Below are 17,534 nucleotides of genomic sequence, written 5' to 3'. Positions count from 1 at the left end.
GGCCCGTCAGTCCACTGCCTTGCGGGCCAGCGCGTTGTTCGCGATCGAGTTGTGCACGCTGAAGCTCACCGCGTCCGAGCGGTAGCGGTCGTCCGACCACTCGACGGCACGGCCTTCGTGGGTCGTGGTGACCCGGCGGACGCGAAGGAGCGGGCTGGTGCGGCGGACCTCGAGGAGCTCGCAGTCCTGGGCGCCGGCTGCCACCGCGTCGATGACGTGCTCCCCGTAGGCGAAGACCAGGCCGGTGTCGTCGTAGAGGCGCTGGGTGACGGACGGGCAGTCGGGTTCGATGGCCTCGACGGTGGGGGAGATCCAGTCGGCGTAGACGGTCCGCTCCAGCAGTACCGGCTCGCCGTCGAGGCCGCGGACGCGGAGGACGTGCAGCACCGGGGTGCCGGCGCGCAGTTGGAGGCGTGCGGCGTCCTCCGTGGTCGCCGGGCGGTACTGCTGGGCCACCACGTGCCCGGTCGCCTCGCGGCCCATGGCACGTGCCCATTGGGCGAAGCTGCGCAGTTCGGTGAAGGTCTGGCTGCGACGGTTGGCGAGGACCACGCGGCGTGCGCCCTGCCGGGAGCCGATGAGGCCCTCGGTGGTCAGGGCCGTGATGGCCTGGCGGATGGTGCCGCGCGAGACGCCGTGGTGGGCTGCGAGTTCGGTCTCCGCGGGCAGCAGGCTGCCGACTGTGTATTCCTCGCGGTCGATCGCGCGCCGCAGTTCGTCGGCGATCTTCTCGTGTCGCGCCGCCATGCTTCCCCTCTGCCTCGACTGCTGTGCACAGCGTGAGCAGCCTATTCGAGTTTCTGAGGTGAGGGGAAAAGGTTGGTAAGAACCAGGGAATCCGAGGTCAGGGTTTCACCAGTGTTCACGAGCGTGACACCGGTGGCGGGCCTACTGAGGTCAACTTGTTCGGACAAGTCACCCCAGACAAGTCACCGCACCGCCCCAACCCCCGCGCACCACTGGAGAGACCGTGACCGTGTCCTTGTGGAGAACAGCCGTCCTCGGCGGTTCCCTCGCCGTCGTCGCCGCGCTCGCCCTGAGCGCCTGCGGCGCCGCTCCCGACAACGTGTCGGCCACCGCCGGCGGCGAGAACGCCGCGGCCGCCACGTCCGCCGCCGACTTCGGTGGCATGGACAAGCTCGTCGCCGCGGCGAAGAAGGAGGGCACGCTGCACGCCATCGCGCTGCCCCGCGACTGGGCCGACTACGGCGCCCTGATCGACGGTTTCGAGAAGAAGTACGGCATCAAGATCCAGGTGGAGAACCCGGACGGCGCCAGCCAGGACGAGATCAACGCCGTCACGTCCCGCCAGGGCCAGAACCGCGCTCCGGACGTCCTGGATCTGGGCAGCTCCTTCGCGCTCAGCGCGGCCCAGCAGGGGCTGCTCGCGCCGTACAAGGTGGCCTCCTTCGCCGACATCCCCACGGGACAGAAGGACCCGAAGGCCCGTTGGTACAACGACTACGGCGGCTACATCTCCATCGGTTGTGACGCCAAGCGGGTCAAGACCTGCCCGACCACGTTCAAGGACCTGCTGAAGCCGCAGTACAAGGGCCAGGTGGCCCTGAACGGCAACCCCACCAAGTCCGGGTCGGCCTTCGCGGGCGTGTTCGCGGCCGCGCTCGCCGACGGCGGCTCCTTCGATGACATCCAGCCCGGCCTCGACTTCTTCGCCAAGCTGAAGAAGAGCGGCAACTACACGCCCGTCGAGTCGACCCCGGCCACCGTCGAGAAGGGCGAGACGCCGATCAGTATCGACTGGGACTACCTGAACGCCGGGTACGCCGACGAGTTCAACTCCAAGGGGCTCGACTGGCAGGTGGCGGTGCCGTCCGACGGCGAGTTCGCGCAGTACTACTCGCAGGCCATCAACAAGGACGCCCCGCACCCGGCGGCCGCCCGCCTGTGGGAGGAGTACCTCTACAGCGCCGAGGGCCAGAACCTGTGGCTGAAGGGGTACGCCCGTCCGGCCCTGATGGCCGCGATGGAGAAGGCCGGCACCCTCGACAAGGCCGCGGCCGCCAAGCTGCCGAAGGTCTCCGGCACGCCCACGTTCCCGACCGAGGCCCAGCAGAGCAAGGCCAAGACGGCCATCGCGCAGGGCTGGGGGAAGGCCGTCTCCGGATGAGCGCCACGCTCCCGCGGGTCGACGTGGCGCCGGTCGCTTCGGTGAAGCGGCGGCGCCGCACCCCCGGCTGGCTCGCCGTCGTCCCGCTCCTGGCCTTCACGGCGATCGCCTTCGGGCTCCCCGCACTGGCCATGCTGAACGGCGCTTTCACCGTGAAGCACCAGGCCACGGCCACCACGGCGTACGGCACCGCGAACCTGACGGCCTCGCTGCACGGTGCGTACCTGACCGCCCTTGGGGGCAGCGTGAAACTGTCCGCCGTCTCCGCGGCCATCGCAGCCGTGCTCGGGCTGCCGCTCGCGCAGGTCGTGGTGACCTCCCGCTTCCGCGCGCTGCGCGAGGCCGTGCTCACCGCGTCCGGGGTGCTGGCCAATTTCGGTGGCGTCCCGCTGGCGTTCGCCTTCGTCGCCACCCTCGGCAACGCCGGTGTGCTGACCCGGCACCTGGGCCTGGCGGACGCGGGCTGGGACCTCTACAGCTTCTGGGGCCTGGTGATCGTCTATCTGTACTTCCTCATCCCGCTGATGGTCCTCACCATCACCCCGGCCCTGGAGGGTTTGCGCTCCCAGTGGCGCGAGGCCGCGCAGAACAACGGGGCCACGGCCGTGCGGTACTGGCGGCACGTGGCGTTGCCCGTGCTCGCGCCCACGCTGCTCGGTGGGTTCGTGCTCCTGTTCGGCAGTGCGTTCGCCGCGTACGCCACCGCCGCGGCGATGGTGGGCAGCTCGGTGCCGCTGGTCACCCTGCAGATCGCCGACGCCCTCTCCGGCAACGTGCTGGTCGGTCAGGAGAACGTGGCGCTCGCCCTCAGCCTCGACATGGTCCTGGTCGCGGGCCTGGTCATGGCCGTGTATCTGCCCCTGCAACGCCGGAGTGCGCGATGGCTCGCCTGAACCTGTGGCGGTGGGCCGTGCTCGGCCTCGCCGCGCTGTACTTCCTGGTGCCGCTGGCCGCGTCCGTGGTCTTCACGGTCGACGTACCCGGGCAGGGCATCACGTTCGACGCCTACGGTCAGATCTTCTCCACCTCCGGGTTCGGCTCCAGTCTCCTGCTGTCGCTGGAGCTGGCCGCGGCCACCATCGCGATCGTGCTGGTGCTGATGGTGCCCGCGATGGTCGCGCTGCGGCTGGGCGCCGCGCGAATGCGGCCGGTCGTCGAGGTCGTCTGCTCGCTGCCTCTGGTGGTGCCGCCGATCGCGTTCGTCGCCGGGATCGGCACGGTGCTGAAGTGGGGACCCGAGTACCTCTCCCGCACGCCGCTGTTCGAGACGTTCGTGGCGATCCAGAACCCGAGCTTCCCGTTGGTTCTCGTCCTGGCGTACGTCGTGATGGCGCTGCCCTTCGTGTACCGGGCGCTGGACGCGGGGCTGCGCGCGATCGACGCGCGGACCCTGGTCGAGGCCGCCCGCAGCTGCGGGGCGAGCTGGCCGCAGGCACTGGTCGGGGCCGTACTGCCCAATCTGCGCGGCGCGCTGCTGAACGCCTCGTTCCTGACCCTGGCACTGGTGCTCGGCGAGTTCACCGTGGCCCAGCTGCTGGGCTTCCAGCCGTTCGCCGTGTGGATCGTCAACGTCAGCGGCTCGCAGGCCCAGCTGTCCGTCGCCGTCTCCGTGCTCAGCCTGCTCGTCACCTGGGCACTTCTCCTCGCGCTCACCGTGTTCGGCGGGCGCTCCCGAACCGCTTCCCGGGGATGAACCATGACCGCCACCACGCTTGAGAAGACGGCCGCCACAGCGCAGGCCGCCACCGTCGAATTCCGGGGACTGCACCGGGAGTTCGGGGCCACCGTCGCCCTGGACGGCCTCGACCTGACCGTGCGGTCCGGCGAGTTCCTCGCCCTGCTCGGTCCGTCCGGCTGCGGGAAGACCACCGCGCTGCGCATGCTCGCCGGGTTCGAACAGCCCGGCTCGGGTGCCGTGCTGGTCGACAACGAGGACATCACCCACATCCCGGCCCACCGCCGCGACGCCGGGATGGTCTTCCAGTCGTACAGCCTCTTCCCGCATCTCAGCGCGCTCGACAACGTCGCCTTCGGCCTGCGGATGCGGAGGGTGCGTACGGCCGAACGACGAGCCCGCGCCGCCGAGTTGCTCGACCTGGTGGGCCTCGCCGACAAGGCAGAGCGGTACCCGCACCAGCTCTCCGGCGGTCAGCAGCAGCGCATCGCGCTGGCCCGCGCGCTCGCCCTGCGCCCGCGGGTGCTGCTCCTCGACGAGCCGCTGTCGGCGCTCGACGCCAAGGTGCGGCTGAGTCTGCGCGAGGAGATCCGCCGCCTGCAGCAGGAGCTCGGCATCACCACCCTGTTCGTCACGCACGACCAGGAGGAGGCGCTGTCCATCGCCGACCGGGTCGCGGTGATGCGGGCCGGACGGCTCGAACAGTGCGCCGCCCCGGCCGAGTTGTACGGCCGTCCCGCCACCGCCTTCGTCGCCGAGTTCGTGGGCACCATGAGCCGGATCCCGGGTGTTGCGGGGAACGGGTCCGTCGAGGTGCTCGGCCGGCTGCTGCCGGTCGACGGAGAGGCACCGACGGCGCGGGAAGTCGATGTGCTGGTGCGGCCGGAGACGGTGCTCGTCGCGGCGGACGAGCACGGCGACGCGCACGTGGTGGCAACGGCCTTCCTCGGCGCGGCCACCCGTGTCACCGTCCGGCTCGCCGATGGCACCGAGGTGAAGGCCGACCTGCCCACGCACGAGGCCGCAGTGCTCGGCTCGGGCGCCGCCGTGAGTGTCTCGCTGCCCGAGCGGCCGGTGCTCGTCGCCGATCGTACGAACCAGTCGTGAAAGACAGAGACGTGACCCCTCACTCCCGACGGCCGCTCCAGGCCGTCCTGTTCGACATGGACGGCACGCTCGTCGACACCGAGCGGCTGTGGTGGGAAGCGGTGGAGCAGGTCGCGGGGAGGCCGCTGACCGAGGCGGATCAGCCGGAGGTGCTCGGCCGCCCGGTCGAGCACACCGCCCGGTGGCTCGGCGTGGCCGCGGGCGTGCCGGCCACGGAGCTCGCCGCCGAACTGCACCGGGAGTTCGCGGGCCGCGTCCGCACCGGCATCGTGCCGCGGCCCGGCGCGCTCGACCTGCTGGAGGCCCTGGCGCGTGAGGGCGTTCCCACGGCCCTGGTCACGGCGTCTCCCCGAGCCGTCGCCGACGCCGTGCTGGACACCCTCGGTGCGCACCACTTCGCGTTCTCCATCACCGCCGACGACACCGAACACACCAAGCCCGCCCCCGACCCGTACCGCGCCGTCTGCCGCGCCCTCGGCGTCGACCCGGCTCGCTGCGTGGCCGTGGAGGACACCCAGACCGGTATCAGCTCCGCGGAGGCCGCGGGCTGCGCCGTCCTCGCGGTGCCCTCTCTCGCGCCGATCGACGCGGCACCGGGACGGACGGTCCTCACCAGTCTCGTGGGGGTCACCCCGGACCACCTGCGTGCCATGGTCACGTGTGAACCGCGCGTCATGAGCTGCAAAACCTGAGGCCATGCTCCGGCGGGACATCTGCGCGCTGCGGGGCAGACACCGCGACCAGCCGCCGGAGTCGGCCGGCCGGCGCCGGGACCGAGAGGGGAACGACTTCGGGGCGGCCGCGGTCGGCCGTACTTCTCTGCGAAGTTCCCCCGTCAGGACTGTGGGGCGTGGCTGCCCATCTCCCCGGTGAAGACCACGGGGTCACTGTCGAACCCGCGCACCATCTCGTGAAACTCCCAGGCTCCGGAGGCATTCCGGGTGAACTCCGCGACCGTCGTCGCGGTGGAACCGGAGACCTGCGCGAAGTCGTCTTTCAGCAGCTCCTTGTACCCCTCGACGACCAGGACTCCGGCGTTGGATATGTCACCGAAGGTTTTGGGGCCGGTGTTCTGGTGGATCGCCACGCCCACGACGACCCGTGCGAAGGAGGACGCGAGGCGGTCGAGCTCCAGGGTCATCACTTCCACGTAGCCGAAGCCCTGACCGGTCTGGCTGTTCCGACTCATGTTGATGGTGCCGTCCGGTGAGCGGCTGTCGAAGTGGACGACGTACACAGGCCGCCCGTAGGGGGCATCCGCCGAGTAGGTCGTGGCGATGATGTCGAGATGGTGAGGTGGCTGATCCCAGGGACTCGGGTCCCACTTGAGCCGTACCTCGACCTTCCCCACTCCCTGGCTGTCGCTGCTCACCGGTTTGCTGCCTCTCCCATGCCGAGCCACACGGGACGATCTCCCGCATGGTCAAGTATGGCCCCCACCCGCCCTGTTGAAGCCTTGTACGGCGAGCTCCTTCACCAGGCCCCCTCGGTGAGAGCGCGCAGCGCAGGCAACCTGTCGCCGACGCGACCGAGCGGTGCTGGCTGCTCGGGGCGGGGCCGCCTTCGGGTACCCGGTTCGGAAGCCGGGCCCGTCCGGTCGTGGCCAGTGGAAGCTCCGGCTCGCCGACCCAGCCTGCGGGAACACGCATCTTCCGCCCTCCGGCCGCTCTCGCCGACGGGCTCACGGCAACGCACGACCCGTCACGACGTCCTCCGGATTCCTGACGTGCCGGAGACGGTTTCTTAGCGGCCACCGGCATGCAGACGCTGATGAACACTGCCGGGAACCGGCAATGCGCGGCCGGGATCGGATGGTGCAGCATGGCTCGTGGGGAGCACGGTGGATGGGTTCGATGCCGGACACCGGCAGGTGCTCGGCATCGAGGCCCGGAACGACCGGCAACCGTCGGAGACGACTGATGCGCGCCGCGGGCAGAGAGGGGGACCAGGAGATGCGGATTTTTCTGGCAGCGGCCACGGGGCTGCCCACGATCCTGCTGACCGCCGCCCTCGTGGTGGTCGTCTGCTTCTGGCTCCTGGCCGCCGTGGGCGTCGCCGACGTCGACAGCTTCGACACGGACGTGGACCTTCGGGCGTGGCGCATGAGCGGGGTGCCCGTGACGATCGCCTTCTCGCTGCTGACGGTGCTCGCCTGGGCGTTGAGTGTCGGGGCGGTGGTTCTGCTGGCCGTGGCGGCGCCCCCGGCACCGGTCGCCGGGATGCTGCGCATCGTCGTACCCCTGGGGGCGCTGTTCGTGGCCTGGGGCGCGACCTGCGTGATCGTACGGCCGCTGCACCGCCTCTTCCCGGATGAACCCGTGCTGTCCGTGGCGAGCGAGCCTCGCACGGGCGACGCCGCCGCGCTGCCCCCCGCCCGCGGCCGGGATCCCTACGGCCGCGTGCCGAGCGACGCCGCGCACCCTTCGCGGAACCGCGCCGCCTGAGCCGGACCGCCTGAGCCGCGCCGCCGCCGGATCTCTCCTCCGGCCTCCTTTCCTCAGCTCGACTCCCTCATGTCCGAAGGACGTATGCCATGGTTGCCATGATCGTGGGCATCGGCGCGCTGGTCGCTGCCTGCCTGCTCGTCGTACTCGTCGTCGCCCGGTTGTTCCGCAAGGTGGAGCAGGGCAAGGCACTGATCGTCTCCAAGATGCGCAAGGTTGACGTCACCTTCACCGGGCAGGTCGTGCTGCCCGTGCTGCACAAGGCCGAGGTGATGGACATCTCGGTGAAGACGATCGAGATCACGCGCGCCGGTAAGGAGGGCCTGATCTGCCGGGACAACATCCGTGCGGACATCCGGATCTCGTTCTTCGTGAAGGTCAACAAGACCGTCGAGGATGTCATCAAAGTCGCCCAGGCCGTCGGCACCGCGCGGGCCAGCGACCGGGACACGCTGCAGGAACTGTTCCACGCGAAGTTCTCCGAGGCGCTGAAGACCGTCGGCAAGCAGCTGGACTTCACCGACCTGTACACCAAGCGCGAGGAGCTGCGGTACCGGATCATCGAGGTCATCGGGGTCGACCTCAACGGCTACCACCTGGAGGACGCGGCGATCGACTACCTGGAGCAGACGCCGCTGACCCAGCTCGACCCGGCCAACGTCCTCGACGCCCAGGGCATCCGCAAGATCACCGAGCTGACGGCCGTGGAACACGTGCGCACCAACGAGGCTCAGCGCACCGAGGAGAAGGAGATCACCCGGCAGAACGTCGACGCCCGCGAGGCCATCCTGGAGCTGGAACGCCGGCAGGCGGACGCCGAGATCAAGCAGCGCCGGGAGATCGAGACCGTACGGGCCCGTGAGGAGGCCGAGACGGCGCGGGTGATGGAGGAGGAGCGGCTGCGGGCACAGTCCGCGTTCCTCAAGACCGAGGAGCAGCTCGGCGTCCAGCGCGAGAACCAGACCCGTGAGGTCGCCGTCGCGGCGAAGAACCGCGAGCGGGTCATCGCCATCGAGAACGAGCGCATCGAGAAGGACCGGCAGCTCGAGGTCATCGCCCGGGAACGGGAGACGCGACTGACGCAGATCGCCGCCGAGAAGGAGGTCGAGGCGGAGAAGCGGGAGATCGCCGAGGTCATCCGCGAGCGCGTGGCCGTGGACCGTACGGTCGCCGAACAGGAAGAGGCCATCAAGAAGCTTCGGGCCGTGGAGGAGGCCGAACGCGGCCGGCAGGCCGTGATCATCGCCGCCGAGGCCGAGGCGCAGGAAAAACTGGTCAAGGACATCAAGGCCGCCGAGGCCGCCGAGCAGGCCGCCCTCCACCGCGCCGCCGAGGAACTCACCCTCGCCGAGGCCCGGTTGAAGAGCGCCGACCTCGACGCACAGGCCAAACTGCGCCTCGCCGAGGGCACCCAGGCCGAATCCGCCGCCGAGGGCCTCGCGGCCGTCCAGGTCCGCGACAAGGAAGCCGAGGTCATCGAGAAGGCCGGCCGCGCGGAGGCGGAGGCCACCCAGGCACGGCTGCGCGCCGAAGCCGACGGTGCGCGGGCCAAGGCGCTGGCCGAGGCCGAGGGCATCGGCGGGAAGCTGAAGGCCGAGGCCGCCGGTCTCACCGAGAAGGCCGCCGCCATGGCCGCGCTGGACGACGCCTCCCGCGGTCACGAGGAGTACCGGCTGCGCCTGGAAGCGGAGAAGGACATCCGTCTCGCCGGGCTGGACGTACAGCGGCAGGTCGCCGAAGCACAGGCCACCGTGCTGGCCACCGGCCTGGAGAACGCCGACATCAACATCGTGGGCGGCGAGTCCGTCTTCTTCGACCGGCTGGTCTCCTCGATCGCCCTCGGCAAGGGCGTCGACGGCTTCGTCCAGCACTCCGAGACCGCCCAGGCACTCGTGAAGCCCTGGCTGGACGGCACCTCCAGCTTCACCGACGACCTCAGCCGCGTCCTCGGCCCGGTCTCCCCGGCCGATGTGCAGAACCTGACCGTCTCCGCCCTGCTGATGAAGCTCATGAAGAACGGCGGCGCGAGCGCCGGACAGTTCCAGCAACTGCTGGACAAGGCAGGCGAGCTGGGCCTCGCCGACACGTCGCTGACCGCGCTCAACGGCAGCGTCAGGGCCTGACCGCCGTCGGGGCCCGCCCTGCATGCCGGGACCCGACGCGCCGTCACGGCCCGGCCCGGCCCGTGGGCCGGAGCTGCCGCACAGGGGACGGCAGCTCCGGCCCACGATTCTCCGACTTCCGAGAGGGACCCCATGACCACCGGGACCACCGGTCTGGACGCCGGCACGTACGAGGTGCTGCGCGACCGGCTCACCGCGCAGGCCGCTGAGCTCGCCCGCCGCGCCCAGGCGCTCAACGCTCGCCGGACCGAGGAGTTCGGCTCCACCCGGCTGGAGCTGACGAGCACCGAGTCGCTGCGCACCGAGCACAACTGCGTGCCCCGCGACATCGTCTCCGTCGGCGACACGCTGCTCTTCGGCCACAACGTCTTCCTCGGCCTCAAGCCGGAGACGACGGTGGGCGATGTCTTCGCGCTGTACGACCGCGATGTGAACCGCCTGGCCGAGGACGCCGTGCCGGGCCTGCTCGACGACCCCGCCTTCGTCCGCGAGTTCGCCGCCCTCTACCGCTACTACCGCCAAGCCCACCTTTTGCAACTCCGCCGTATCGAGGGCAAGTTGCTGGCCGTCTTCCAGACGGGTGAGAAGGCCGGCGACATCCGCGTCCTGCGCTGGGCGGTCACCGACGACGGCCTGCCGTCCTTCCTGGACGCGCGTGGCGAGCGTGACCACGTCTTCCCGCCTTCCCATGACTTCGCATGGACGCAGACGACCCGCGAGCACCACGTCCTCGGCCGCCACCCGCATGTCTCCATCGAGGGGGAAGTCTTCGTCGAAACGGTGGGCGGCACCCTGACCGTCAAGGTCGAGGACGACACCGAGACAGGCGAAGGGATTCACGCCGAGCCGGTCGCCGAGCCGCTGCAGTCCCTCGCCGACGCCGACATCGCGTACGCGCGCGTGGGCGCCCTCATCCTGCTGGACGTCCTCCCGTACAAGGAGGACGTCCACCGCTACCTGGTCTTCAACACGCTCACGAAGAGCGTCGTCCGCCTCGACGGCATCGGCCGGGCTTGCCGAACACTCCCCGAGGGCCAGGGGATCGTCTTCCCCGGCGGCTACTGCCTGGCGACGGGGGCGTACAAGACGTTCGACGGCGTCACCGCCCCTTCGGACGTGGCGGACCTGGAATTCGAGCGCGTGGTTCGTGCCCCGAACGGCGAGGACGTGCTGTTCGCCTTCCACGCGCGCGAGGAAGGGCGCAGTCTGCTGCTGCCTTACAACATGATCCGCAAGGAGGTCGCCACCCCGCTGTCCTGCCACGGCTGGGCCCTCTTCGACGACGGCTCCCTCGTTGTCCTACGCGCCGACAGCGACGAACCGCAGCGCGTCCACCCGCTCCAGCTCTGGAACTCCCCGTATGTGTCCGACACCCACGCCGCCGCCCAGCCCGTCGGCGCCGGCCCGCTCGCCCGCGTCGGCAACGCCGACCTCGTGCGCGGCATCTCCGACTGCCTGTCCCTCACGCGCGCCGTCACCGAGACGACCCCGACGAGCGAGGTCTACCAGGCGCTGGCCGCCGCGTGCGTGCGGGCCACCGACTCCTACCACTGGCTGAGCGATCCCGAACTAGGGGATCTGCACACGCCGTTGGAGCAGGTCCGGACCACCGCCGAGCAGGTGCTGGCCGAGTTCGAGACCGTCCAGGCCCTCACCCGGCAGGCGGCCGACGCGCTCGCCGAGGCCGCGGCGCGCGTCGCCACGGTCGTACGACGTCTGCGCGGCGAGGCCCCGCGCAGCGCCGCCGCCTGGGTGACCGGCCTGACCGAACTGCGCCATGCCCGGGGCCACCTGCTCACGCTCAAGGACATGCGGTACGCCGATACCGCCCGCGTCGACGAACTCGCCGCCGATGCCGAGGCCGACCTCGCCTCCTTCGGACAGCGGGCCGTCGCCCATCTGGCGCGCGAGGACGCCTTCGACGGCCATCAGGCCGGCATCGAGCAGCTCGTCGCCGACGCCGAGGCGATAGCCACCGTCGCCGAGGCGGCGCCCGTCGCCGCCCGTCTCGACGACCTCGCCGACGGGCTGCGCACGGTGACCGAGGTCGTGGCCGGTCTGGACATCGGCGACGCCACCGCCCGTACGTCCGTCCTGGAGCGGATCGCAGAGCTCCTCGGCGGCGTCAACCGCGCCCGCGCCGTGCTCGACGCCCACCGCCACGCGCTCCTCGACCGTGAGGGGCGGGCCGAGTTCGCCGCCGAGTTCGCCCTGCTGGGCCAGGCCGTCATCGGCGCGCTCGCGGCCGCCGACAGTCCCGAGGCGTGCGACGACCAGCTCGCCCGGATGCTGGTGCAGGTGGAGAACCTGGAGTCCCGGTTCGCCGAGTTCGACGACTTCCTCGGTGAGCTGGCGAAAAAGCGCGACGAAATCCACGAGACGTTCTCCGCCCGCAAGCAGACCCTCGCCGACGCCCGCGCCCGCCGCGCCGAGCGCTTGGCCGACTCGGCGACCCGCGTCCTGCGGACGGTCACCCGTCGCGCCGCCACGCTCGCCGACACGGACGAGGTCGCCACGTACTTCACCTCCGACCCGATGCCCGCCAAGGTCCGCCGCATCGCCGACGAGCTGCGCGAACTCGGCGACCAGGTCAGGGCCGAGGAACTCGACGGCCGCCTGAAGTCCGCCCGTCAGGAAGCGCTGCGTGCCCTGCGCGACCGCACCGATCTGTACGCCGACGACGGCCGAACCCTCCGCCTGGGCACCCACCGTTTCGCCGTCAACACCCAACCCATGGACCTCACCCTGGTCCCGCACGGCGACACGCTCGCCTTCGCACTCACCGGCACCGACTACCGCTCGCCGGTCACGGACCCCGACTTCGCCGCCACCCGCCCCTACTGGGACCGCCCCCTGCCGTCCGAGTCACCCGACGTCTGCCGCGCCGAACACCTCGCCGCCCGGCTGCTGGACGAACACGGCCCGGCCGCGCTCGCGGAGGCCGACCTGCCCGCCCTCGTGCGGCAGGCGGCAGAGGCCGCGTACGACGAGGGCTACCAGCGAGGCGTCCACGACCACGACGCGACCGCGGTCCTCGCCGCACTCCTGCGTCTGTACGAGGGCGCCGGCCCGCTCCGCCACGAGCCCGCCGCCCGCGCCGCCGCCCAGCTGTTCTGGGCGCACGGCACGACGGCCGAGGAGCGCGAGAACTGGACCCGCCGTGCGGTATCGCTGGCCCGCGCCCGGGACACGTTCGGGCTCGCGCCCGCGATCGCCGACCTCGTGGCCGAACTGGCGGAGGCGATCGGCACCCGAGCGGCGGCCGGCTACCTCTTCGAGGAGCTGACCAGCGGCCCCGACGGCTTCGTCATCAGCGTCGGCACCCGCACGCTGCTCGACACGTTCCGCCGTACGACCGGCACGTCGGCATATGACGACGACCTCGCCGTCCTCACCGACTCGGGCGCCCGCAGACAGCTGGTCGAGGCATGGCTGACGTCGTACGCCACCGCGACCGGAACGGAGATCACCCCCGGCGACCTGGCCGAGGCGGTGGCTGCCGAGCTCTGCCCGGACCTGCCCCGTTACGAGTCCGACGCGCCGCTGGCCGAGACCGTCGAGGGGCTGCTCGGCACCCACCCGCGCGTCAGCGGCGGGACCCTCACCGTCCGCATCGACGAACTGCTGGCCCGCACAAGGGAGTTCCGCGCCCGTGAGGTCCCCGCCCACCGCGCCTACCAGCGCCGTCGGACGGCGCTGGTGGCCGCCGAGCGCACCCGCCTCCGCCTGGATGAGTACCGGCCGACGGTGATGTCGGCGTTCGTGCGCAGCAAGCTGATCGACGAGGTGTACCTCCCCCTGGTCGGCGACAGCCTCGCCAAGCAGCTGGGCACCACGGGCGAGTCCAAGCGCACCGACACCGGCGGTCTCCTGCTGCTCATCTCCCCGCCCGGCTACGGCAAGACGACGCTCATGGAGTACGTCGCCGATCGCCTCGGCCTGATCCTGGTCAAGGTCAACGGCCCCGCGCTCGGCCGTGCGGTGACCTCGCTCGACCCGGCCGAGGCTCCGAACGTGACCGCCCGCCAGGAGGTGGAGAAGATCAACTTCGCACTGGAGGCGGGCAACAACACCCTCCTGTACCTGGACGACATCCAGCACACCTCGCCCGAGCTGCTGCAGAAGTTCATCCCGCTGTGCGACGCCACGCGCCGCATCGAGGGCGTGCGGGACGGTCGGCCGCGCACTTACGACCTGCGTGGCAAGCGCTTCGCCGTCTGCATGGCCGGCAACCCGTACACCGAGTCCGGCAGCCGCTTCCGCGTCCCCGACATGCTCGCCAACCGCGCCGACGTCTGGAACCTCGGCGACGTCCTGACCGGCAAGGAGGACGCCTTCGCGCTCAGCTTCGTCGAGAACGCGCTCACCGCCAACCCGGTCCTCGCCCCGCTCGCCGGCCGCGACCGCGCAGACCTCGACCTGCTGATCCGCTTGGCCGAGGACGACGCGACGGCCCGCGCCTACCGGCCGGCACACCCGTATGCCCCGGCCGAGCTGGAGCGGATCGTGGCCGTACTGCGGCACCTGCTCGCGGCCCGCGAGACGGTTCTGGCGGTGAACGCCGCGTACATCGCCTCGGCCGCCCAGTCCGACGCCACCCGCTCCGAGCCGCCCTTCCGGCTCCAGGGCTCCTACCGGAACATGAACAAGATCGCCCAGCGCATCCAGCCGGTCATGAACCACACCGAGTTGGCGGCCCTGATCGACGACCACTACACGGCCGAGGCCCAGACCCTCACCACCGGCGCCGAGGCCAACCTGCTGAAGCTGGGCGAGCTGCGCGGCACGCTGTCGCCGGAACAGGCTGTGCGTTGGGCCGAACTGAAGGCGGCATACGTCCGTACTCAAACTCTCGGCGGCCCGGAGCACGACCCGCTCGTCCGAGCCATCGCCGCCCTCGGTCTGCTCGCCGACCGGGTCGCGGCCGTGGAGACGGCGATCACCCGCGCCGCCGACCCGCGCCTGTTGATGGCCAACCCCACCGCCAGGCACGCGGCCCGTTCGGCCTCGGTGTCAGGGCAGGAGTGACGTGGAGAGAGGGCAGGTGATCTGTCACGGGGGCGCGTGCCGGGCCGGGAGCCTTCCCGTCACCAGCCGGTCAGGAGCAAGTGATTGAGAAGCAGGGCGAGCGCGGCCTGCGCCGCGAGCCACGCTCGGGGTCGGGTCAGGAACGCGCATGCGGCCAACAGCCACAGGGCGAACGGCAGCCAGATGCGCTCGGTCTCCGCTTTGCTCATCCCTGAGAGGTCGGCGATGAGCAGGGCAGCGAACGCGGCGGCGACGAGCAGGGCGAGGCGGAGGTCGGCCGAGGCGCCGGGACCGCCTGCCCGTGGCACGACACGCCGACGAGGGGCAGAGAAGACGCGTACAGAAGTGCCGTGGCGGTCGGGTGTCGGGACGCGCGGAGGTGCGCCGGGGGCAGGACGTGCCCTGAGCCGTGCCGTGGTTCCGAGGAGCGTGGCGGCGGTGCGTCGCAGGCCCGCCACCGTCGCCGGTCCCACGATCAGGACCGTGCAGGCGAGGTTGGCCCACACCCAGTAGCCGTAGGGCCGGACGCCGCCGGCCCCCTGGTGGTAGCGCTCGACCAGGAGGTGGTACGCCTCCCACCAGTCGAAGCCCGCGAAGGTGAACACGAGCGGCACGACGGAGGCTCCGGCGAGGGCGTAGGGCAAGGGCCGGATCCGTCGCGGGCCGCCGAGCAGCAGGGCGGCGCCCGCGATCACCACGAAGAGCGTGAGGCCGTAGGAGAGGTAGCAGGTGAGGCCGAAGAGGAGCCCGGAGGCGAAACCGTTGAGCCGCGGGCTGTGTCCGGTCACCGCGAGGGCGAGGAACGCGACGGTCCAGGCGGCGACCGCCGCGAAGTAGCCGTCCGCGGACGTCCCCATCCATACGGCGGCCGGCGCCAGCACCAGGAACGGCGCCGCCCGGCGCGCGAGGGCCTCGTCCGCGAGCGCCCGCACGGCGACCAGGACTGCCGCGCACGCCGACCCGCCGACGGTGATGCACCAGACGCCGGCCCAGCCCCCGCCGCCGAGCCCCACCCGGTCGAGCAGGACGAACGTGACGGTCGCCGCGGGAGGGTGGCCTGCCACATGTGCGGGCCAGTTGTCGGGGGAGTGCAGCAGGATGTGGTGGGTGAAGTCCCGCAGGGTCGCGGGGATGTCCTGGAAGCGGTCGACGGCCCGCAGGTACTCGTGCCTCGTCGTGAGTTGGACCGCGATCCCTCGGTGCCAGCCGTCGATCAGCGCCAGAGAGCAGGTCCAGGCCATGGCCGTACCCCAGGCGGCGCAGAGCAGTGACCGCCACGGCAGCCGGGCGGCGACGGCCGGACCCTGGGCGACGACGGCCACGGCGACGACGAGAGCCGCGGGGGTACCGGGGCCGACGTGGGGACCCCACGTGGCCAGCAGAGGAGGCCAACCCACGCGCAGCGTCCCGTGCTCCCGCTCGATCGCGGTGCCCACCAGCACGGCCGCCGCGACGAGCAGGGCGGCCGCCACTGTCGCACGCAGGTCTCGGAGAAGATCACGAGTCACGGGAGGAACGCTAGGCCGCTCGGACCGTGCCGAGGCCGCTGCGCGTGCGGACGTCAGCGTTTCGTCATGTGTCGAAGGCCCGTTTCCGCGGCCGGACGGGCCTACGGTCGGCGCATGTCACGGTTGCACACCCCGCCCGCCTCGCCCACGTCCCCCGGTTTCTGGCGCAGTCCGGTGCGCGGTCCCTGGTTCACCTCCGTCCTCGGTGTGGTGCTGCTTGCGGGTATCACGGTGCTGTTCGTGACGGGGCTGCTGTCGTACGCCGCCTACAACCCGGACCTCGCGCGGGTGAACGACAAGACCCCGGACAAGGGCCTCCTCGGCTTCTACCTCTTCGCCTGGCCGACGCGTCCGTACTGGCTGTACCGGTTCACCCAGGGCGTCCATGTCACGCTCGGGATCACGCTCATCCCCGTCCTGCTGGCCAAGCTGTGGTCGGTCGTGCCGAAGCTGTTCGCGCTGCCGCCGGCCCGGTCGCTCGCGCACGCCCTGGAGCGGATCTCCCTGCTGCTCCTCGTCGGCGGCGTGCTGTTCGAGTTCGTGACGGGCGTGCTCAACGTCCAGTTGGACTACGTCTTCCCCGGCTCCTTCTATCCGCTGCACTTCTACGGCGCCTGGGTGTTCTTCGCCGCGTTCGTGGTGCACGTGGTGCTCCGGGCCCCTGCCGCCGTTCGCAATGTGCGTCGCATGCGGGCGGGGACGGGCCCGCAGGAGGAGGCGGGCGGGGAGCCGGACTTCCCGCTGGTCTCCCCGCGACCCGCCGAGCCCACCGTGTCGCGGCGCGGGGCGCTGTGGCTGGTCGGGGGCGGTTCGCTGTTGCTGTTCGGGACCACGGCGGGGCAGAGCTTCGACGGTCCGTTGCGGCGCACCGCCCTGCTCGCGCCGCACGGCGGCGCCGATCCGGGCAGCGGTCCCGGAGGCTTCCAGATCAACAAGACGGCCGCCTCCCGGGGGATCGGCGCGAGAGAGACCAGCGAGGACGTGTGGCGGCTCGTCGTCACCGGGCCGACCGGAACCCTCCGGCTGAGCCGTGCCGAGCTGCTGGAACTGCCGCTGCACAGTTCGGCGTTGCCCATCGCCTGTGTGGAGGGGTGGTCCACCAGCGACCAGTGGTGGCGGGGGGTGCGGCTGCGGGATCTCGCCGCCCTGGTCGGGTACGACGCGGACGCGGCCCCCGACATCCTGGTGGAGTCCCTCCAGCGACGTGGCGCCTTTCGCAAGGCCGCCCTGCGGTCCGACCAGGTGCGTGACGCTCGCTCGCTGCTCGCCCTGGACGTCAACGGTGAGCCGCTGACCCCCGACCACGGCTACCCGGCGCGGATCATCGTGCCTGCGGCGCCCGGTGTGCTCAACACCAAGTGGGTGGCCCGGATGACGTTCGGAGACCTGTGATGCGCAGAGCCGTGCCCCGGCTGGGAAGCCCGCTGCGGATCCTGCTCCTGGCCGGCTCGTTCGCGCTCGCGGGCTACGCGGGCCTGCGCTTGCTGTCCGGGGACCGGCTCGGGGTGACGCTGTGGTTCG

General features: G+C 71.2%; 11 protein-coding genes and 1 pseudogene. 9 read left to right on the top strand and 3 right to left on the bottom strand.

Features of this window, described 5'->3' with window-relative positions; genetic code table 11:
• Positions 1–6: 6 nt before the first annotated feature.
• Positions 7–747 carry a GntR family transcriptional regulator gene (locus ACWD1U_RS00900; protein WP_451103529.1) on the bottom strand — a complete coding sequence of 247 codons (741 nt, stop codon included), beginning with the start codon at positions 745–747 and terminating at the stop codon, positions 7–9.
• A gap of 223 nt (positions 748–970) precedes the next feature.
• Here ACWD1U_RS00900 and ACWD1U_RS00895 point away from each other — a divergent pair, with 223 nt between their 5' ends.
• The 5 genes and pseudogenes from ACWD1U_RS00895 to ACWD1U_RS00875 form a co-directional block, all read left to right on the top strand.
• Positions 971–2,128 (top strand): ABC transporter substrate-binding protein, encoded by a 1,158-nt coding sequence (locus ACWD1U_RS00895; protein ID WP_451103528.1) that lies wholly within the window; start codon positions 971–973, stop codon positions 2,126–2,128.
• Positions 2,125–3,021, top strand: a complete 897-nt coding sequence (locus tag ACWD1U_RS00890) for an ABC transporter permease (protein ID WP_451103527.1) — start codon at positions 2,125–2,127, stop codon at positions 3,019–3,021. The genes ACWD1U_RS00895 and ACWD1U_RS00890 overlap by 4 nt, the downstream gene beginning before the upstream one ends.
• Positions 3,009–3,821 carry an ABC transporter permease gene (locus tag ACWD1U_RS00885; protein WP_451103526.1) on the top strand — a complete coding sequence of 271 codons (813 nt, stop codon included), beginning with the start codon at positions 3,009–3,011 and terminating at the stop codon, positions 3,819–3,821. Before ACWD1U_RS00890 ends, ACWD1U_RS00885 begins: the two co-directional genes overlap by 13 nt.
• A gap of 3 nt (positions 3,822–3,824) precedes the next feature.
• Entirely contained in the window at positions 3,825–4,910 is a 1,086-nt protein-coding gene (locus ACWD1U_RS00880; protein WP_451103525.1) for an ABC transporter ATP-binding protein, read from the top strand.
• Between the two features lie 11 nt (positions 4,911–4,921).
• Positions 4,922–5,578, top strand: a pseudogene (locus ACWD1U_RS00875) (HAD family hydrolase); the annotation flags it as partial.
• Between the two features lie 167 nt (positions 5,579–5,745).
• Here the strand turns inward: ACWD1U_RS00875 and ACWD1U_RS00870 are convergent.
• Positions 5,746–6,282 carry a TerD family protein gene (locus tag ACWD1U_RS00870; protein WP_451103524.1) on the bottom strand — a complete coding sequence of 179 codons (537 nt, stop codon included), beginning with the start codon at positions 6,280–6,282 and terminating at the stop codon, positions 5,746–5,748.
• Positions 6,283–6,862: 580 nt separating this feature from the next.
• On the opposite strand from ACWD1U_RS00870, the gene ACWD1U_RS00865 reads away from it, so the two are divergent.
• From ACWD1U_RS00865 to ACWD1U_RS00855, 3 genes are all read left to right on the top strand, one after another.
• On the top strand, positions 6,863–7,354 hold the full coding sequence (locus ACWD1U_RS00865) for a hypothetical protein (protein ID WP_451103523.1): 492 nt from the start codon (positions 6,863–6,865) through the stop codon (positions 7,352–7,354).
• Between the two features lie 89 nt (positions 7,355–7,443).
• Positions 7,444–9,477, top strand: coding sequence for a flotillin family protein (locus ACWD1U_RS00860; protein ID WP_451103522.1), 2,034 nt, complete (start codon positions 7,444–7,446; stop codon positions 9,475–9,477).
• A gap of 132 nt (positions 9,478–9,609) precedes the next feature.
• Positions 9,610–14,505, top strand: coding sequence for a DNA repair ATPase (locus ACWD1U_RS00855; protein WP_451103521.1), 4,896 nt, complete (start codon positions 9,610–9,612; stop codon positions 14,503–14,505).
• A 59-nt stretch (positions 14,506–14,564) separates the two neighbouring features.
• On the opposite strand, the gene ACWD1U_RS00850 is transcribed toward ACWD1U_RS00855, so the two are convergent.
• On the bottom strand, positions 14,565–16,013 hold the full coding sequence (locus tag ACWD1U_RS00850) for a hypothetical protein (protein WP_451103520.1): 1,449 nt from the start codon (positions 16,011–16,013) through the stop codon (positions 14,565–14,567).
• A 114-nt stretch (positions 16,014–16,127) separates the two neighbouring features.
• Here ACWD1U_RS00850 and ACWD1U_RS00845 point away from each other — a divergent pair, with 114 nt between their 5' ends.
• Positions 16,128–17,405: a molybdopterin-dependent oxidoreductase gene (locus tag ACWD1U_RS00845; protein ID WP_451103519.1), complete on the top strand. Its 1,278-nt coding sequence runs from the start codon at positions 16,128–16,130 to the stop codon at positions 17,403–17,405.
• Positions 17,406–17,534 lie beyond the last annotated feature (129 nt).

This window comes from Streptomyces sp. NPDC002788 (genome assembly GCF_053592115.1).
Note: the sequence above shows the minus strand (reverse complement) of the source record. Positions and strands in the feature narration are given on the sequence as shown.